Here is a 19,052-nt window from a genome sequence, read left to right as displayed (position 1 = left end):
GAGCGGGGAACCCTGCGGCGTGCGGCGTCCGCGTGAGCCTAGAGATCGACTTCCTGCATCAGCATGCCCACCTCCGTGTTGGACAGCCGCCGCAGCCAGCCCGACTTCTGGTCGCCCAGGGTGATCGGCCCGAAGGCGACCCGCACCAGCTTGTCGACCGGGAAACCGGCCTCGGCCAGCATCCGGCGCACGATGTGCTTGCGGCCCTCGTGGAGGGTGACCTCGACGAGGTAGTTCTTGCCGGTCTGCTCCACGACCCGGAAGTGGTCCGCGCGGGCGTAGCCGTCCTCCAGCTGGATGCCGTCCTTGAGCTGCTTGCCAAGGTCGCGCGGGATGGGGCCGACGATGTGCGCGAGGTAGGTCTTCTTCACCCCGTACTTGGGGTGGGTCAGCCGGTGCGCCAGCTCGCCGTGGTTGGTGAGCAGGATGACGCCCTCGGTCTCGGTGTCGAGCCGGCCGACGTGGAAGAGCCGGGTCTCGCGGTTGGTGACGTAGTCACCGAGGCACTGCCGGCCCTCCGGGTCCTCCATGGTGGACACGACGCCGGCGGGCTTGTTCAGCGAGAAGAACTGGTAGCGCTGGGTGGCGACGGTCAGGCCGTCGACCTTGATCTCGTCCTTCTCCGGGTCGACGCGCCGCCCCTGTTCCAGGACGATCTCGCCGTTGACCTCGACCCTGGCCTCCTCGATCAGGTCCTCGCAGGCCCGCCGGGAGCCGAAGCCGGCCCGCGCGAGGACCTTCTGCAGCCGCTCGCCCTCCTGCTCGGCGCCGGGGAAGGTCTTCGGGAGCTTGACGTCCTTCTTCCCGGCGTACCGGTCGCGGTTGCGCTCCTCGATCTGCGCCTCGTACTCACGCGGGCGCGCCGGGGCGGTACGCCCCTGCTTCTGGGGCTGCTTGGGCCCGCCCTTGGCGCCGCCCCGCGCGGCGCCGCCACGCCCGGCCTTGGGGCCGTCCTTCGTCGCCCCGGGGCCCACGTCGTAGCGGCGCTCCTCGGGGCGGGGCTTGCGGGGGCGGCCCTGCCCCTGCTTCTGGTCCCTGTTGTTACCGGCGCCGCGGTGGTTACCGCGTCCGCCGCTCTTGCCGCTGCCGCTGCTTCGCATCAAAGTTCCGTCTGGTCGTCTTCGTCGTCGGTACCCGGGGTGACCGGGCGGCCCGGCACGTCGTCGTCAGGCGCGTCCGGGTCGAACGACGGTACGCCCTCCTGGGTCTCGGCCTCGATCGCCTCCGCCTCCGGGAGGAAGGGCGCGAGCTCCGGGAGCTCGTCCAGACCGCGCAGGCCCATCCGCTCCAGGAAGTAGTTCGTCGTCACGTACAGGATCGCACCTGTTTCGGGTTCCGTGCCCGCCTCCTCGATCAGACCCCGCTGCAGGAGGGTGCGCATGACACCGTCGCAGTTCACTCCGCGCACGGCCGAGACCCGGCTGCGGCTGACCGGCTGCCGGTAGGCGACGACGGCCAGGGTCTCCAGGGCGGCCTGGGTGAGGCGGGCCTGCTGGCCGTCCAGGACGAAGCGCTCGACGGCGGGCGCGAACTCGGCGCGGGTGTAGAAACGCCAGCCGTTCGCGACGTATCGCAGCTCGAAGCCGCGCCGCTGGACCGTGTACTCGTCGGCCAGCTCGCGCAGGGCGTCCGCGATCTGGCGTCTCGGCCGCTCCAGTATCTTCGCGAGGTGTTCCTCGGTCGCGGGCTCGTCCACGACCATGAGGACCGCCTCCAGAGCGGGTTTGAGGTCGAGGCCGGAGACGTCGCGCAGCCCGGCCGGAAGGTCCCTGGTGTCCTCACTCACGCCTTCTTCTCCTCCTTCGGCGGTTCGGGCGGCCGGTCGAACTCGTCGGTGACGGCCGGGGTGTCGTCGCCGTCGCCGCCGGTCCACCGCACGAGCAGTTCCCCGAGGGCGGCCTCCTGCTCCAGCGCCACGGCCTTCTCGCGGTACAGCTCCAGCAGTGCGAGGAAGCGGGCCACGACCGTGAGTGTGTCGTCGGTGTCCTCGACCAGCACCCGGAAGGCGGCCTCGCCGAGTTCCCTCAGCCGCGCGACCACGATCCGCGCCTGCTCCTGCACGCTGACCAGCGGGGCGTGGATGTGGTCGACGTACACCTGCGGCTTGGGCTTCGGCTGCATCGCCTTCACGGCGAGTTCGGCGAACCCCTTGGCTCCTATGTTGATGACGACCTCGGGCAGCAGCTCGGCGTGGTGGGGCTCGAGCCCGACGGTGCGGGGATAGCGCCGGGCCTCGTCGTCGAGCCGGCCGTTGAAGATGTCGGCGATCCGCTTGTACGCCCGGTACTGGAGCAGCCGGGCGAACAGCAGGTCCCGGGCTTCCAGCAGGGCGAGGTCGGCCTCGTCCTCCACCTCGGCGGCGGGCAGCAGCCGCGCGGCCTTCAGATCGAGCAGGGTGGCCGCGACGACGAGGAACTCGGTCGTCTCGTCCAGGTCCCAGTCCGGCCCCATCGCCCTGATGTACGCCATGAACTCGTCGGTCACCCTCGACAGCGCGACCTCGGTGACGTCCAGCTTGTGCTTGGAGATCAGCTGGAGCAGCAGATCGAAGGGGCCTTCGAAATTCGCGAGCCGGACCTTGAAGACCCCGTCGTCGGCATCGCCGGCGTCAGCCGGGGACTGTGCGCCGTCCCCCTCCTCGCTGCGGGCCTCCGGGGCCCGCGCCGGGCCGGCCACCGCTTGCCCGGCCGCGGAGCGGGAGAGGAACGGTTCGCTCTCCTCTCGCGCAGGAGCGGGCACGGGCCGACGCCCGTCACCGGCGGGTCCGGCGTCCTCTGGTGGGGCGACGCCGTCGTACTCGACCGCGGCGGTGGTCGTCGCGGACGCCGCAGCCGTGAAGTCGCCCCCGCTGTGTGGCCCCGCCGAACCGGGCCCTGCCCAAGGCCCCGAGGCCCGGCCGACGGCCTCGGCCTCCGCCCCAGCCGAACCGGACACGGCCTCCACGGGCGACCCGCCCGGTCCGGCCGGTTCCGCCGCCTCGGCCGGCGCGGCCCCGGCGGAGGCGGCCTGCGGTCCCGCTCCCGGTTCGGTGCGGGGAACGCCCGGCCCACGCCCCAGCGTGCGGCGACGGCCGGCGGGTGGCGGGGTGGCGTTCGAGGTCATGGCCCCCGCAGGTTATCGCTACCGCCCGCGCAGCCGTCGTACGAGGATGCTTGCTTCTCCGCGGGTCTCCAGGTCGGCGAGGACCACGGCGACCGCCTCGCGGACGATGCGGCCGCGGTCGACGGCGAGGCCGTGCTCGCCGCGGAGCACGAGACGGGCGTGCTCCAGATCCATGAGCTCCTCGGCCGACACGTACACCGTGATCTTCTCGTCGTGCCGTTCACGGCCACTGGGGCGGCGTGCGGCGGCCCGCCCGCGCTTGCGTGGCGCCGCGGCGGCAGCGGCGGCACCGGCGGCGGAGCCTTCCTGCGCCGCCTGCCGACGGCCCGAGCCGGAGCGGCTGCGGGACTCCCCGGCCTCGACCTGCTCCGCGTCCGCCGCGACATGCTCCGGGCCCTCGCCGTCACCGCCCTGCGCGGGCACCGACTGCGGTGCGTCGTCCGCGGCCGCTGCCGCCGTGTCGCCCTCTGCCGCCGGAGCGGGCACCCGGGCGTCGCCGCCCGCCTGTCGCCTGGGCGTGGACGACTGCAGCCCCATCCCCCCTGTCGTACGGAAGAGTTCGTCGGCCCCCGGCAGACTCACTCGGCGTGACACCGGGCGAGCACCTCCCTGGCGAGCTGGCGGTAGGCGGCGGCACCGACGGAGTTGGAGGCGTACGTGGTGATCGGCTCACCGGCGACGGTGGTCTCCGGGAAGCGGACCGTGCGCCCGATGACCGTGTGGTAGACGTGGTCGTCGAACGCCTCGACGACACGCGCGAGCACCTCACGGCTGTGCACGGTGCGCGAGTCGTACATCGTGGCGAGGATCCCGTCGAGCTCCAGGTCGGGGTTGAGCCGTTCCTGGACCTTCTCGATGGTCTCCGTCAGCAGGGCCACACCGCGCAGCGCGAAGAACTCGCACTCCAGCGGCACGATCACCTTGTGCGCGGCCGTCAGGGCGTTGACCGTGAGCAGGCCGAGTGAGGGCTGGCAGTCGATGACGATGAAGTCGTAGTCGTCCAGCAGCGGCTTCAGGGCGCGCTGCAGGGTCGACTCGCGGGCGACCTCGGAGACCAGCTGGACCTCGGCCGCCGACAGGTCGATGTTGCTGGGCAGCAGGTCCATGTTGGGGACCGCCGTCTTCAGCAGCACCTCGTCGGCCGCCATCCCCCGCTCCATGAGCAGGTTGTAGACGGTGAGGTCGAGTTCCATCGGGTTGACGCCGAGTCCGACCGACAGCGCGCCCTGCGGGTCGAAGTCCACGAGCAGCACCCGGCGTCCGTACTCCGCGAGCGCGGCGCCCAGGTTGATGGTCGACGTCGTCTTGCCGACGCCGCCCTTCTGGTTGCACATCGCGATGATCTTCGCGGGTCCGTGGTCGCCCAGCGGGCCCGGGATCGGGAAGTACGGCAGCGGGCGCCCGGTCGGGCCGATACGCTCCCGGCGCTGTCTGGCCGCGTCGGGCGCGAGCGTGGCCGCGTACTCGGGGTCGGGCTCGTACTCCGCGTCGGGGTCGTAGAAGTGCCCCTCGGGCAGTTCGTCGTAGTCGGCGAAGTGGTTGTGGGGCGCGCCACTTCCGTCGCCGGCCATGGCGTTCACGTGATGGCCATCCATCTTCTGGTGTGCAGTGTGAGTCGTCTGCTGACTCTGGTGGGCTGCGAAGGTGCGCACAGCGACGGAGCCGACAGCCGCGAACCCCGCGGGCGCCTGGTCCCGTGCGGGCATTCCTGGTTGGCCACCCCCGGGAGTAAATGTCGACTCATTCACAAGTCGTCTTACCTCCTTGGTGACCAGGAAACTTCTAGACAGGTCAGCGTGGCACCATGCCGACGGTTGGCGACTCTATGGCGTGTCGGGCGTCCGCAGCAACACAATCCGCCGGACCCGGCCCGATGTGTCGGCAATGAAACATCCCGCTGTCAAGGGCGTACGGCCGTCGCACGGCAGGTTTCACCGGTGTGCGAATCGGTTGAAGGGTTACGTTCGAGGCGAGTTGCCCGAGAACCGCGAAGTGACCATACACACATTCAGCCGGACCTTGTCGGGCAAGGTCCGGCCGGACGTGCGGCGTTGACGACCTGTGTTGACGTATCGCCTTTGCCTTCTGGTGACTTGGTTGACTTACCGTCACACGCACTCAGCCGAGCAGCGAGGACAGCTCCACGTGCTCCGCGCCGTGCGCCTCGGCGACCTCGCGGTAAACGACCTTGCCGTCATGGGTGTTGAGGCCCTTGGCCAGCGCCGGGTCGCGGCGCAGGGCGTCCGCCCAGCCGTGGTTGGCCAGCTCCACGATGTAGGGCAGCGTGGCGTTGGTCAGCGCGTAGGTGGAGGTGTTGGGCACGGCGCCGGGCATGTTGGCGACGCAGTAGAAGACCGAGTCGTGGACCTGGAAGGTCGGCTCGGCGTGGGTGGTCGGACGGGAGTCCTCGAAGCAGCCGCCCTGGTCGATCGCGATGTCGACAAGGACACTTCCGGGCTTCATGCGGGAGACGAGCTCGTTGGTGACCAGCTTCGGGGCCTTGGCGCCCGGGACCAGCACGGCGCCGACGACGAGGTCGGCCTCCAGGCAGGCCTTCTCGAGTTCGAGGGCGTTGGAGACCACGGTCTGGATCTTCGTGCCGAAGATCTTGTCCGCCTCGCGGAGCTTGTTGACGTCCTTGTCGAGCAGGGTCACGTGGAAGCCCAGGCCGATGGCGATCTGCGCCGCCTGCCAGCCGGAGACGCCGCCGCCGATGACGACGGCGCGGCCGGCCGGCACACCGGGGACGCCGCCGGGCAGCACGCCCCGGCCGCCGTTGGCGCGCATCAGGTGGTAGGCGCCGACCTGCGGGGCGAGCCGGCCCGCGACCTCGGACATCGGCGCGAGCAGCGGCAGGGCGCGGTTGGGCAGCTCGACCGTCTCGTACGCGATCGCCGTGGTGCCGGACTCCAGGAGGGCGTCCGTGCACTCCTTGGATGCGGCCAGGTGCAGGTAGGTGAAGAGTGTCTGGTCCTTGCGGAGGCGGTGGTACTCCTCAGCGATGGGCTCCTTGACCTTGAGCAGCAGGTCGGCGGCGGCCCAGACCTCGTCGGCGGTGTCCAGGATCTGCGCGCCGGCGGTGACGTACTCGGTGTCGGGGATCGAGGAGCCGACGCCGGCGCCGCGCTCGATGACGACCTGGTGGCCGTGGCGCACCAGCTCGTTCACGCCGGCGGGGGTGATGGCCACCCGGAACTCGTTGTTCTTGACCTCGCGGGGGATGCCGACCTTCACGTCGATCACGGTCCTTGGCTCAGAGGGTATGGGGGCATTAGTAGACATACCCGGGCACGTACGGGCACACCGGGAGAGACCGCAGGAGAACGTGCGGCGGAGCCAGTCTAATGAAGGTGTTCCCGCTGTCTAGCCTTTCATTACATCAATCTTCAGCGGATGTACTGCGGATTTCGCAGGCGTCAGGGCGATGTTTCCGGTTTGGAGTCCCCGACCAGGGCTTTGTCGGTCTCCACGGCGTCGTCCGGCTCTTCGCCGAGCAGCCGCTCGGCGGCGCCCCGGTGCAGGCCCGCGGACGCGGGATCACCGAGGCGCTCGAGCGTGTCGGCGATCCGCAGGTGCAGCGCGGCCTGCAACCGCGTGTCGTCCGCTCGCCGCGCCCACTCCACGGCCTCCCGGCAGCTGCGCAGCGACTCCTCGGGGCGGCCCGCGTACTCCTGGACCCGCGCCAGTTCGCTCATGGCCCGCGCCTGGGCGGCCACGTCCCCCAGCTTGCGGTGCCCGGCGATGGCAGACCGCCAGTTCCGCAGGGCCTCGCCGTAGCGGCCGGCATAGGTGTGGGCGGCGGCGATCCGCCCGTACAGCCGCGCCGCGTCCGCCCGCTCGCCCCGGGCGAGCCGCTCGGCCAGGGCCCGGCCGAACCAGTCGGCGGCCCGGTCGAAGTCACCGAGCTCCAGGTACGCGCCGCCCACGGATTCCATCGCGCGCCCGGTCGCGTACGGGTCGTTCACCTCACGTCCGGCGTCCAGCGCGGCCCGGTAGCGCCCCAGCGCGTCGTCCGTGCGGCCGGTCCGGGCGTCGAGGTCGCCCAGGTTGAGCAGGGCGGCGGCCCGCTCGCGGGGCAGGTTCCGGCGCTCGGCCACGTCGAGGACCAGGTTGTGGATGACGTACAGGTCGGGCGCCGCCGCCTGGGTGCCGACGTGTGCCACCATCGCCCGCACCAGCTGGGACATCAGCCGCCGGGCCAGCGTGTCCAGCTCTCCGTCGGCGACCGCGAGCCGGGCCGAGGCCAGCAGGGCGGGCCGGGTCAGACGCAGCCACTCGGCGGCTGCCCGCGGGGTGGGGAAGCGCAGGGCTCGCGGCATGTCGAGCAGTTTCTGGCGGGCCTGGGGGCTGTCGGTCTCGGTGATCACCCGGCAGGACTGGAGCAGCCGTACCGTCCGCTCCAGCATGCGAGCGCCGGCCAGGCGGCGCTCGGCCGGGCGCTCGTGGTGCTCGACGAGAACGCGGAGCAACGGGTGCAGGCAGCCGGGTACCTCGTACTGGGGCAGCGGTGAGTCCACCGCGTGCAGGAAGCCGAGGGCGACGAAGTCGTCCAGGGTGGCGCGGGCGCTGCCGACCGAGCAGCCTGCCAGCGCGGAGGCGCTCTGCGGGTCGACGAGTCCGGCCGGAGCGAGCGCGAGCAGGCGCAGCACCCGTGCCGCGGTGGCGGGCAGGGCGGCGTAGGCGAGGCGGAAGACCCGGCTCAGCGCGGTGCCCTCGTCGTCCTCGGCGCGCAGCTGCTTGGCGAGGTCGGAGACGGCCGCCTTGGGGCGGGCGGCGAGCCAGCCGCCCGCCAGCATCAGCGCGGCCGGCTGCCCCTGGCACTCCTCGGCGAGGCCCTCGGCGGCCCGGGGGTCGACGGTGATGCGGACCGAGCCGGTGTACCGGGACAGCAGCTCCACCCCGGACTTGGCGTCCAGCCCGCCCAGCGTGCAGGGGCGGACGTCCGGGATGCCGGTCAGCGGGCCTTCGGAGACCGCGACGACCAGGCAGTCCGGGGAGTCCGGCAGGAGGGCGCCGACCTGCCCGGCGTCGGCCGCGTCGTCCAGCAGGAGCAGGGCCCGGCGGTCGGCCAGGGCGGTGCGCAGGGCGTCGGTGAGGTCGTCTTCGCCGGCTCCGGCCGGGGCGTCCTCGTCCAGAGCGGCGAGCAGGTCCCGTGCGGTGCGTTCGACGGGCACGGGGGTGCCGTCGGCGTCGGTCAGCCGGGCGCGCAGCACGCCGTCCGGGTATCGGCCGGCGACCTGTCGCGCGAGCTCCTCGGCGAGTGCGGTGCGTCCGGAGCCGGGCCGGCCGGCGATGAGCAGCACACGGGCGCGTGGCGGTTTGCGTCCTGCCAGGGTGTCGAGTCCGGCGCGTTCGATGTCGGCGCGCAGTTCCTTCAACTCCCGCGTGCGGCCGAGGAACCGACTGTCCCCCGCTGCGTGCCCGGTCAGCCGCACGTCGCCTGTCTCCACGACCTGATCCGTCACGGGCCACACTCCCGTCCACCGCACCTGCGAGCCCGCCGGGACTCCGGTGCGGGCGTGCTCAGAGCCTAGTTCACGCTCTGCAACGTTCCCGGAGGAGCACGGCGGGCACGGCGGACGCATCCCCCGATCGGATCAGCACATCGTAGGACTGACGGCGTCACGGTCGCGCCCCCGCAGGGGCGCGGGGAACTGCGCGACAAACCACGACGCCGCCGCACCCGGCCGACGGCCTCTGCGGCCCCGTCCCGGCACCACCAGCGGAGCGCCTATGCCTCGAACGGACGCGCGGGCCACGGCGCCTGAGCGGGGCGCAGCGCGTCCAGGCCGTCACCGCCGCGCGCGGCGACCAGCGACAGCACGCCCACCACCAGGCAGTTGTTGTGCAGCTCCCCCGCCAGCACGCCCCGGACCAGGTCCTCGACCGGCACCCGGTCGAGTTCCATGTCGGCCTCTTCCTCCTCGACCGCGAACCGCTCGCCGTCGGCCTCGGACAGCTCACGCGCCAGGAAGATCCGTACCGCCTCGTCGCAGCCGCCGGGCGTGGTGTAGACGTCGGTCAGCACCCGCCAGTCCTCGGCCTTGACGTGGGCCTCCTCGTACAGCTCGCGCTGCGCGGCGTGCAACGGGTTCTCGCCGGGGACGTCGAGCAGGCCGGCCGGGATCTCCCACAGCTTGTGGCGCACGGGGTGGCGGTACTGGCGCAGGACGAGGACGCGGTCGGCCTCGTCGAGGGCGAGGACGGCCACGGAGCCGGGGTGGACCTGGTAGTCCCGGCCGACCACGGTGCCGTCGGGCATGACCACGTCGTCGGTGCGGACGGAGGTCTTGTTGCCCACGAAGGGGGTGTCCGTCGCCCGGATCTCCCACTCCTCCGGGGTGTCCTTGATCGTCATGCCTGTCCTTCCACGTGCCCTGCGCGACCTGCCGGAACGAAACCGGGGTGCACACCCTTTGAAGGGATGCACCCCGGCCACCGTACAACTGGTGTGTTACTTCGAAGTCTTCCGCTCGACCGCGGCCTTGACGAGCCCGGCGAACAGCGGGTGCGGACGCGTCGGCCGCGAGCGCAGCTCCGGGTGCGCCTGGGTGGCGACCAGGTACGGGTGGACGTCGCGCGGGTACTCGACGTACTCGACGAGCTTGCCGTCCGGCGAGGTGCCGGAGAACAGGATGCCCGCCTTCTTCTCCAGCTCGGCGCGGTAGGCGTTGTTCACCTCGTACCGGTGACGGTGCCGCTCCTCGACGTACTCCTTGCCGTCGTACACCTCGCGCACGATCGAGCCCTCGGCGAGCTTGGCCGGGTACATGCCGAGCCGCATGGTGCCGCCCATGTCGCCCTCACCGGCGACGATGTCGAGCTGCTCGGCCATGGTGGAGACGACCGGGTGCCCGGTGGCGGGGTCGAACTCGGTGGAGTTGGCGTCCGCGATGTCGGCCAGGTTGCGCGCGGCCTCGATGACGATGCACTGCAGGCCGAGGCAGAGGCCGAGCAGCGGGACCTTGTTCTCGCGGGCGTAGCGGATGGCGCCGACCTTGCCGGTCACACCGCGCTCGCCGAAGCCGCCGGGGATGCAGATGCCGTCGACGTCGCCGAGCTGCTGGGCCGCGCCCGCCGGGGTCTTGCAGTCGTCGGAGGTGACCCACTTGATCTTCACGCGGGCCCGGTTGGCGAAACCGCCGGCCCGCAGGGCCTCGGTGACCGACAGGTAGGCGTCGGGCAGGTCGATGTACTTGCCGACCAGCGCGAGGGTGATCTCGTGGTCGGGGTTGTGGACGCGGTCGAGCAGGTCGTCCCAGGTCGTCCAGTCGACGTCGCGGAACGGCAGGTCCAGCTTGCGGACCACGTAGGCGTCCAGGCCCTCGCCGTGCACGGTCTTCGGGATGTCGTAGATCGAGCGGGCGTCCGGGCAGGCGACCACGGCGGCCTCGTCGACGTCGCACATCAGGGAGATCTTGCGCTTGATCGCGGTGGGGACCTCGCGGTCGCAGCGCAGCACGATCGCGTCCGGCTGGATACCGATGTTGCGCAGCGCCGCGACCGAGTGCTGGGTGGGCTTCGTCTTCAGCTCACCCGAGGGGCCGATGTACGGCAGGAGCGAGATATGGACGACGAAGACGTTGTCACGGCCGACCTCGTGACGGACCTGGCGGACCGTCTCCAGGAACGGCAGCGACTCGATGTCGCCGACGGTGCCGCCGACCTCGGTGATCACGACGTCGACCTCGTCCGTCGCCATGCGGCGGATGCGGTGCTTGATCTCGTTGGTGATGTGCGGGATGACCTGCACGGTGTCGCCGAGGTACTCGCCGCGCCGCTCCTTGGCGATCACCGTGTTGTAGACCTGACCGGTGGTGACGTTCGCGGAGCCGTCGAGGTCGCGGTCGAGGAATCGCTCGTAGTGGCCGATGTCCAGGTCGGTCTCGGCGCCGTCGTTGGTGACGAACACCTCACCGTGCTGGAAGGGGTTCATCGTGCCCGGGTCCACGTTCAGGTACGGGTCGAGCTTCTGCATCACGACGCGCAGGCCCCGGGCCTTGAGCAGCATGCCGAGGCTGGAGGCCGTCAGGCCCTTGCCGAGCGAGGAGGCGACACCCCCGGTGACGAAGATGTGCTTGGTCGTCGAATTACGAAAAGCGGCGGGCGGCATGGCCAAGACGGGGCTCCCGTGGTCGCGGTCTGGGGGTGCGGTGCGGCCGCCTGCCGGAGATTTCCGGGGGCTGCCTTCGCTGCGGTTCGGGGGTTTGCTGCCCACCGGTCCACGGGCTACCAGCGTATCAGCGCCTCGGGGCGATGGCTTCCGGCCACCCTCCGCGCACGCACCGACACGGAAGTGACCCCAGTTACCCGTTTCTCACCCCTTGCTCACTCGTTCGGCGTACCCGCCTTGCCGGAAGCGGCACACAGATCATCTGCGTGCGTCGTATCCTGCTCGGACACTCACTGCCGAGCGCGCCCGGCCCAACGGCACCACCCCCCGCCCGTAAGCACCGGAACAAGGTGAGCTCGTCAGTTCGTTGAGCAACAGTTGGCGCTTTGCCTCACGGCCGGGCGACCTGTTTTGCTTCATCGCTCAGCGACGCACTGCAAGACTGCTGAAAACCCCCCTTGACCGCACTAGCGACAGCCCCCTCGCGGGGTGACGTGGCCGTTCGACTGGAGTTGCACGTGGCCGGGCGCATCGAAGATTACGCACTCATCGGAGACATGCAGACCGCTGCCCTGGTCTGCCGGGACGGGACAGTCGACTGGCTGTGCCTGCCCCGCTTCGACTCGCACGCCATCTTCGCCGGACTGCTGGGCAACGAGGAACACGGCTTCTGGCGGCTCGGCCCCGCTTACGCCTCCGACCAGGAGCCGCCCACCGCCGCCCGGCGCAGCTACCGCGGTGACTCGCTGATCCTGGAGTCCGAGTGGGACACCCAGCGGGGCACGGTCAGGGTGACGGATTTCATGCCGCCGCGTGACGGCGCACCGCAGCTGATCCGGATCGTGGAGGGCGTCTCGGGCCGGGTGCCGATGCGCTCGGCGCTGCGGATGCGGTTCTCCTACGGGCGGGTGGTGCCGTGGGTGCACAAGCACGAGGGACGGACGGTGGCCGTCGCGGGCCCCGACTCCGTGTGGTTCGACACACACGCCGAGACGTACGGCAAGTCGCTGACCACCTACGCGGACTTCACGGTCGCGCCGGGTGACCGGATCGCGTTCACGATCTCCTGGCAGCCCTCGCACAAGGAGCCGCCGCCGCTGCCCGAGCCGGAGCAGTCGCTGGAGGCGACGGAGGACTTCTGGCGCGAGTGGGTCGACCACTGTACGTACCACGGGCCCTACCGGGAGGCCGTGGTCCGCTCGCTGATCACGCTGAAGGCCCTGACGTACGCCCCGACCGGCGGCATCGTCGCCGCGCCCACCACCTCCCTGCCTGAGGACATCGGCGGCGTCCGCAACTGGGACTACCGCTACACCTGGCTGCGCGACGCGGCGATCACCCTGTCCTCGCTGCTGCGCACCGGCTACCGCGAGGAGGCCCGCGCCTGGCGCGAGTGGCTGCTGCGGGCGGTGGCCGGCGACCCGGAGAACCTCCAGATCATGTACGGCATCGCCGGTGAGCGGGAGCTGGGCGAGGCGGAGCTCGACTGGCTGCCGGGCTACGAGAACTCCACCCCGGTCCGGGTCGGCAACGGCGCCGCGCACCAGCTCCAGCTGGACGTCTACGGCGAGGTCACCGAGGCCCTGCACCTGGCCCACATGACGGGCCTCGCCCGCAACGACTACGCCTCGCTGCTCCAGCTGAAGCTGATCCGCTACCTGGAGGACCACTGGCAGGACCCGGACGAGGGCATCTGGGAGGTGCGCGGCCCGCGCCGCCACTTCGTGCACTCCAAGGTGATGGCCTGGGTCGCCGTCGACCGCACCATCAAGCTGATCGAGTCCGGCGACGCGGACGGCCCGCTGGAGCGCTGGCGGGAGCTGCGCGACGACATCCACCGGGACGTGTGCGAGCGGGGCTACGACAAGGAGCGCAACACCTTCACGCAGTCCTACGGCTCGAAGGAGCTGGACGCCTCCCTGCTGCTGATCCCGCAGATGGGCTTCCTGCCGCCGGACGACAAGCGGGTCATCGGCACCATCGAGGCGATCCAGCGGGAACTGTCCACGCCGGACGGATTCATCCTGCGCTACCCGACTTCGGGCGGCGACGAGGGCGTCGACGGCCTGCCCGGTGACGAGGGCGCGTTCCTGGCCTGCTCGTTCTGGATGGCCGACGACCTGGCGATGATCGGCCGCGTGGACGAGGCCCGCAGGCTCTTCGAGAAGCTGCTGTCCCTGCGCAACGACCTCGGCCTGCTGGCCGAGGAGTGGGACCCGCGCCTGCAGCGTCAGGTGGGCAACTTCCCGCAGGCCTTCAGCCACGTGCCGCTGATCGACACGGCCCTGCGTCTGACGGCCTCGGGGGCGTACGGCGGCTGAACGGGTTGCAGGTCGCCGGATCTCCTGGCCACTTCCCGTGAGCGATGGTCACGGGCTCCCCGACAGGCCGGTTGGAGGACCGGCCTGCCCGGAACCGGTCGTGGCCCGCACCGGTGACCTGGCCCGCTGCGCACCCTGGGGCGACCTGGCCCGGCCGGCGAAGACGCAGGCGTACGGCTCCCGGCCGAACAGGCCCGGCAGGCCGTGGCCGCCTAGGCTGGAAGCGGACGATGCCCCTGGCGGAAGGGGGCGGCCATGGCTCCCCTCTGGAAGGCGGGCGCGGCGCTGGCCGCGCTGCGCGAGGAACTGAGCGGCGACGTGTTCGCCCCGCAGGACCCGGGCTATGACGAGGCCCGGGCCGTCTTCAACGCCATGATCGACCGGCGGCCCGCGGTGATCGCGCAGTGCGCCGACGCGGACGACGTGGTGCGGACGGTGCGGTTCGCCAGGGAGCTCGACCTGAACGTCGCGGTCCGCGGCGGCGGGCACAGCGTGGCGGGCATGGCGGTCAACGACGGCGGTGTGGTGGTCGATCTGCGCCGGATGCACGCGGTGACCGTGGATCCGGCGGCCCGGGCGGCCCGGGTCGCCGGCGGGGCCACCATGAGCCACCTGGACCGGGCCACCGAGCCGTACGGACTGGCGACGACCGGCGGCCGTGCCTCCACCACCGGTGTCGGCGGCTTCGTGCTGGGCGGCGGCACGGGCTGGCTGGACCGCTGCTTCGGGCTGGCCGTGGACAACCTCCTCGGCGTCGAACTCGTCACCGCCGACGGCAGCCGGGTCCACGCGAGCGCCGACGAGAACCCGGAGCTGTTCTGGGCCCTGCACGGCGGCGGCGGGAACTTCGGCGTCGCCACCGCGCTCACGCTGCGCCTGCACGAACTGCCGGAGTTCTCCCTGGCGCTGCTGCTGTACCTCCCGGAGCACGGCCCCGAGGCCGTCCGCACCTACCGCGAGGTGATCGCGAACGGACCCGACGAGGCGGCCGGTGGTGTCATCTACCTCACCGGCCCGCCGGAGGAGTTCGTCCCCGAGCACCTCGTCGGCCGGCTGGTGTGCGGCGTGCTGCTGACGTACGCCGGCGGCGAGGACGACATGCGCAAGGTCGCCCAGCCGCTGCTGGCGCTGCCGCACGAGGCCGAGATCGTCGGCCCGATGCCGTACGCCGACCTGCAGTGCATGATCGACGACCCGCCGGGGATGCGGAACTACTGGTCGGCGGAGTATCTGGCCCAGGCGCCCGACGACTTCGTGGACGTCTTCTGCGCCCGGGCCGGGTCCATGCCGGTGCCGACCGGCACCCAGCACGTGCTGTTCCCGCAGGGCGGCGCGATCGCGGCCGGACCGCGCGAGTACCCGGTGCCCTATCGGGACGCGCCCTGGGCGGTGCACCCGTTCGGCGTCTGGGAGGACCCGGCGGACGACGAACGCTGTGTGCGCTGGGTGCGCGACGTGCGCGCCGACGCGCGGCCGTGGAGCACCGGCGCCGTCTACCTCAACTTCATCGGCGACGAGGGCGACGATCGTGTCACCGCCGGGCTGGGCACCGACAACACCAGGCGGCTGGCGGAGCTGAAGCGGCGCTACGACCCGGACAACGTGTTCCGCTTCAACCACAACATCACGCCGGCCTGAGGGCCGTGAGCGTCCGCTCACCCGCCGGGTCGCCCGCCGTGGCGGGCACCAGGGCGATCTCGTCGAGCCCGGCCTCGGCGTAGGCGTCGATGCGGGCCCGGACCGTGGCGGCGTCGCCGACGAGGGCGACCGTGCCCGCGGCCCTCGGCGGCAGGGCCCGCAGCAGGGTGTCCGGGTCGGCGCCCTTGGCGGCCAGCTCCACGACGTCGGCGAGCCCCGCGTCGACGAACACGTCGCTGTAGCCCGGCACCCGGAGATAGCCGACGACGCTGCGCAGGACCTGCCGGAGCGACTCCGGCTCCGGATCCACGGCGGCGGGCAGCCAGGCGGCCAGCCGCGGCGGCGTACGCCCCGCCTGCTCGGCCGCCGCGAGCATCCGTGCCCGCAGGGTCCGCACCTGCTCGGGGGAGACGATGTCGAGGAGCATCCGGTCGGAGTGTTCGACGGCCGCGGCGACCGCGCGCTCGCCGAACGCCGCGACGGTCACCATGCCGCCGGGCGGCGGCAGCCGGCGCGGGAACGTGCTGCCCGGCACGATCGGCTCGCCCGGCACGCTGTCCCACAGCGCGCGCACGGCCGCCGCCGACTCCGCGAGGGTGGCGGCCGGCCGGGTCCGCGGCCGTCCGTGCACGCCCTCCACCACACGCTTGCTGGAGGTGCCCAGGGCCACGCCGACGGGCCGGTCGGTGACGGCGGCGGTGGAGGCGGCACCCCGGACGACGGTGAGCGGGTCGCGCACGTTCACCGGCACGGGTCCGGCGGTCAGCACGGCCTGTTCGGTGGCCGCTCCGATCGCCGCCGCCAGGACGAACGAGTCCCAGGTGGCGCCCTCGCCCGCCCACACCTCCCGGTATCCGAGCCGGTCCGCGAGGACCGCGACCCGCAACGGCTCCGCGACGGGGCTGTCGTCCTCCCGCCCTGCGGCGACCACGCTGATGTCCATGACGGCGCCCGTACCCGGTCGCTTCCGCCGTAACCCCGGGGCTTGATCGCGCTCGTGCCGCTCCCGGGATGTCCGCCGGGCACCGGCACGGGTAGCGTCCGGCACATGGACAGCGGGACGGAGAGCGGCCACGGCAGCCGGGGCGACGGGATCACCGTGCGGCGGGCGCTGGAGCTGCCGGGGCTGCGCGGCGGGCTGCCCGAGGTGCTGGCGGGCGCCGAGCGTCTCGGGCGTACCGTGCGCTGGGTGCACGCCGGTGAGGTGCCGCACATCGCCTCCCTCCTCAAGGGCGGCGAGCTGCTGCTGACCACGGGCTATGGCCTCGGTACCCGCCCGGCCGAACAGCGGGCGTTCGTGCGCACCCTGGCCGAGCGCGGCATCGCCGCCCTGGTGGTGGAGCTCGGCCCGCGCTTCGCACGGCTGCCGGCCGCCCTCGTCGACACGGCACGGTCCGCCGGGCTGCCGCTCGTCCAGCTCCACCGCGAGGTGCCGTTCGTCACGGTCACGGAGGAGATCCACACCGAGATCGTCAACGGCCACTACGCGCTGCTCCAACGGGCGGAGGAGGTGCACCGGCGGTGCACCGAGGCCCTGCTGGGCGGCGGCGGTGTGCCCCAAGTGCTCGGCATCCTGGCCGACTTCGCCGGCAACCCCGTCTTCCTGGAGACGGCGGACGGACAGTTGCTGTACGCCGCGGGGGCCGGTCCCGAGGGCACCGACCCGCTGCAGGTGTGGGAGGGGCTGCGCGGGCAGCACCGGGACGAGCCGCCGCCGACGGGCTCGGTCCTCGTGGACGTGCCGGGCGGCGGTCCCGGCAGCGGAGGCGTCCGGGCACGTCTCGTGCTGCTTCCCGTACGGGCCCCCCTGGCGCCCGTGCACCGGATGGCGGCCGACCGGGCCGCCGGCATCCTGGCCGTGGTGCTGATGCAGGCACGGCAGGAGGAGGAGCTGGCGGCCCGTGGGCGGGGCGACTTCCTCACGGACCTCGCCGAGGGCCGGGTCACCGCGCAGGACGCCCCGGCGCAGGCGCGGGTGCTGGGCTTCCGACCGGGCGACGGCCCGCTGCTGCCGGTGGTCATGCGGCTCGGGGACGCCCTCTCGCCCGGGGGAGGCTGGGCGGTGCTGGCCCGGGCGGTGTCGGAGGAACTGGCCTCGGTGGGCGTGCCGGTGCTGCTCGGGGTGCGGCCGGTCGAGGGCCGGGTGCTGGTGCTGCTCGGCCTGCGCTCGGAGCCGGAGCGGCCATCGGTCGCGGACCGGGTCGCGGCGGCCCTGCGGGCCGGTGTGGCCCGGGCCGGGATGCTCCGGCCGGGCGGCCTGCCGCCCGTGGTGGTCGTGGGGACGGCCGGCGGCTGGACGGCGGCGGCGTCGGGCCTGCGGCACGCGGCCGAGACGGCCACGGCGGCCCAGGGCCTGCCCGACCGGCCCTGGTACGACGCGCGCCGCCTGGACATCGACCTGCTGCTGTGGCGGCTGCGCGACCATCCGGACCTGGCCGCGTTCGTCGACCGGGCCCTCGGCCCCGTCCTGGAACACGACGCCCGCTCCCGGCCGCCGCTGCTGCCCACCCTGTCGACGTACCTCGCGCACGCGGGCCGCAAGGCGGAGACGGCCCGGGAACTCCACCTCAACCGGCAGACCCTGTACAACCGCCTGGCGCGCATCGGTGAGTTGCTGGGCACGGACCTCGACGACCCGCAGACCGTTCTGGCCCTGAGTCTGGCGCTGCGGGCCCGCAGGCACGTTCCCTAGGAAGCCCGCTACGGGAGGGGCCGGGGCTGGGTCAACTCGTCGTACACGCTGAGTACCTGGGCGACCGTCTCGTCCTCGGTCGGCCAGGTCACCGCCTGCCGGCTGCCCTTCTCCTTCATCAACTCCCGGCGCTCCGGGTCGCCGAGCAGGCGTACGACGGAGCCGGCGAGCGCCTCCGCGTCCTCGCACGGCACGAGTTCCGCCGCGTCTCCGACGAGTTCGGGGACACCGCCGACCGCGGTCGCGACGAGCGGCACGCGCGCGTGCAGGGCCTCCTGGGCGAGGACGGAGCGCGCCTCCTCCCGACGGCTGGGCAGCAGGGCGAGATCGGCGGCGGCGAGCAGGTCGGAGATGTCGTCGCGCCGCCCGATGAGCCGGACGGGCAGTCGCTCCCGCTCGATCCGCTCCTGGAGTTCGCCGCGCAGTGGCCCCTCCCCCGCGATCACGACCAGGGGGACGGGGTCGAGGCGGTTCCACGCGCGCGCGGCGTCCAGCAGCACGTCGTATCCGCGGTGCCGCTCCAGGGATCCGACGGCCATCAGCAACGGGCGCCCGATGGAGCCGAGTTCGGCACGCACCTTGGGCCGCAGGCCGTCGGGGTCGTCGGCTTCCGGGGGCCGGCGGGGACCGGGCAGCGCCACGGCCGCGAGCCGGGCGTCCCGCGCCCCCGCCCGCCGTGCCCGGTCCACCAGCGCCGACGTCGTTCCCAGCACCACCGTGGCCGCCTTCACGACCCGCCGCTCCAGCACCCGCAGCAGATGGGCGCGGGTGCCGTCGGCATGCGCCCGGTCGTGCCACGTCACGACCAGCGGAGTACTCACCCGCCGCCCGCTCAGCGCCAGAACGGCACGGAAGGAGGCGTGCAGCCCGTGCGCGTGCACCAGGTCGGCGTGGGCGCAGGCCGCGCGCAGCGCCGCCACCGACACCGGGTCGCTGCTGCGCGGCACGTGCACGTGGTCGGCCCCGACGCCCCTGAAGTCATAGGCGCGATCCGCCTCGAAGGGGGCGCACACGGTGACTCTCACGCCCCGTGCGACGAGCCCCGCGGCCAGGGAGCGCACATGCGCACTGCTGGCCGCATTGCCTCCGCCCAGCACCTGCACGGTGCGCAACGGCGACTGGCCATGCGGTGAGTGGCTGCTCACGGGGGTCACGTGGCCGGGCTCCTGGTTCGGGTCGGGCGGTC

The 19,052-nt window shown here is 72.5% G+C and carries 14 protein-coding genes; 3 read left to right on the top strand and 11 right to left on the bottom strand.

Annotated features, from left to right (window positions below):
* Positions 1 to 38: 38 nt before the first annotated feature.
* The 9 genes from IE212_RS05980 to pyrG form a co-directional block, all read right to left on the bottom strand.
* Positions 39 to 1,100 carry a pseudouridine synthase gene (locus IE212_RS05980; protein ID WP_190196652.1) on the bottom strand — a complete coding sequence of 354 codons (1,062 nt, stop codon included), beginning with the start codon at positions 1,098 to 1,100 and terminating at the stop codon, positions 39 to 41.
* The gene (scpB, locus tag IE212_RS05975; protein ID WP_190196651.1) at positions 1,100 to 1,786 is read right to left on the bottom strand and encodes an SMC-Scp complex subunit ScpB; all 687 of its coding nucleotides are present in this window, start codon (positions 1,784 to 1,786) and stop codon (positions 1,100 to 1,102) included. Before scpB ends, IE212_RS05980 begins: the two co-directional genes overlap by 1 nt.
* Entirely contained in the window at positions 1,783 to 3,102 is a 1,320-nt protein-coding gene (locus tag IE212_RS05970) for a segregation and condensation protein A (RefSeq protein WP_190196650.1), read from the bottom strand. Before IE212_RS05970 ends, scpB begins: the two co-directional genes overlap by 4 nt.
* 18 nt (positions 3,103 to 3,120) lie before the next feature.
* Positions 3,121 to 3,696, bottom strand: a complete 576-nt coding sequence (locus IE212_RS05965) for a hypothetical protein (RefSeq protein WP_190196649.1) — start codon at positions 3,694 to 3,696, stop codon at positions 3,121 to 3,123.
* Positions 3,681 to 4,808 carry a ParA family protein gene (locus tag IE212_RS05960; protein WP_190196648.1) on the bottom strand — a complete coding sequence of 376 codons (1,128 nt, stop codon included), beginning with the start codon at positions 4,806 to 4,808 and terminating at the stop codon, positions 3,681 to 3,683. The genes IE212_RS05965 and IE212_RS05960 overlap by 16 nt, the downstream gene beginning before the upstream one ends.
* Positions 4,809 to 5,220: 412 nt before the next feature.
* A complete protein-coding gene (gene ald / locus IE212_RS05955) occupies positions 5,221 to 6,345 on the bottom strand; it encodes an alanine dehydrogenase (protein WP_190196647.1) in 1,125 nt (374 codons plus the stop codon).
* Positions 6,346 to 6,518: 173 nt separating this feature from the next.
* The gene (locus IE212_RS05950; protein ID WP_190196646.1) at positions 6,519 to 8,567 is read right to left on the bottom strand and encodes a tetratricopeptide repeat protein; all 2,049 of its coding nucleotides are present in this window, start codon (positions 8,565 to 8,567) and stop codon (positions 6,519 to 6,521) included.
* A 266-nt stretch (positions 8,568 to 8,833) separates the two neighbouring features.
* Positions 8,834 to 9,460 (bottom strand): NUDIX domain-containing protein, encoded by a 627-nt coding sequence (locus tag IE212_RS05945; protein ID WP_190196645.1) that lies wholly within the window; start codon positions 9,458 to 9,460, stop codon positions 8,834 to 8,836.
* A gap of 96 nt (positions 9,461 to 9,556) precedes the next feature.
* A complete protein-coding gene (pyrG, locus tag IE212_RS05940) occupies positions 9,557 to 11,215 on the bottom strand; it encodes a CTP synthase (protein ID WP_190196984.1) in 1,659 nt (552 codons plus the stop codon).
* 518 nt (positions 11,216 to 11,733) lie between these two features.
* On the opposite strand from pyrG, the gene IE212_RS05935 reads away from it, so the two are divergent.
* The gene (locus IE212_RS05935) at positions 11,734 to 13,536 is read left to right on the top strand and encodes a glycoside hydrolase family 15 protein (RefSeq protein ID WP_190196983.1); all 1,803 of its coding nucleotides are present in this window, start codon (positions 11,734 to 11,736) and stop codon (positions 13,534 to 13,536) included.
* 255 nt (positions 13,537 to 13,791) lie between these two features.
* Positions 13,792 to 15,174: an FAD-binding oxidoreductase gene (locus IE212_RS05930; RefSeq protein ID WP_190196644.1), complete on the top strand. Its 1,383-nt coding sequence runs from the start codon at positions 13,792 to 13,794 to the stop codon at positions 15,172 to 15,174.
* On the opposite strand, the gene IE212_RS05925 is transcribed toward IE212_RS05930, so the two are convergent.
* Positions 15,161 to 16,117: an LLM class F420-dependent oxidoreductase gene (locus IE212_RS05925; RefSeq protein WP_190196643.1), complete on the bottom strand. Its 957-nt coding sequence runs from the start codon at positions 16,115 to 16,117 to the stop codon at positions 15,161 to 15,163. The two genes, IE212_RS05930 and IE212_RS05925, sit on opposite strands and share 14 nt — an antisense overlap.
* Before the next feature lie 105 nt (positions 16,118 to 16,222).
* Here IE212_RS05925 and IE212_RS05920 point away from each other — a divergent pair, with 105 nt between their 5' ends.
* Positions 16,223 to 17,866 carry a PucR family transcriptional regulator gene (locus tag IE212_RS05920; RefSeq protein WP_190196642.1) on the top strand — a complete coding sequence of 548 codons (1,644 nt, stop codon included), beginning with the start codon at positions 16,223 to 16,225 and terminating at the stop codon, positions 17,864 to 17,866.
* An 8-nt stretch (positions 17,867 to 17,874) separates the two neighbouring features.
* Here the strand turns inward: IE212_RS05920 and IE212_RS05915 are convergent, their stop codons facing one another.
* Positions 17,875 to 19,020: a glycosyltransferase family 4 protein gene (locus IE212_RS05915; RefSeq protein ID WP_190196641.1), complete on the bottom strand. Its 1,146-nt coding sequence runs from the start codon at positions 19,018 to 19,020 to the stop codon at positions 17,875 to 17,877.
* Positions 19,021 to 19,052: the final 32 nt, after the last annotated feature.

It is taken from the genome of Streptomyces djakartensis, from assembly GCF_014651075.1.
GTDB lineage: Bacteria > Actinomycetota > Actinomycetes > Streptomycetales > Streptomycetaceae > Streptomyces > Streptomyces djakartensis.
The sequence above is the reverse complement of the archived record's forward strand: the minus strand, read 5'-3'. Positions and strand labels throughout refer to the sequence as shown.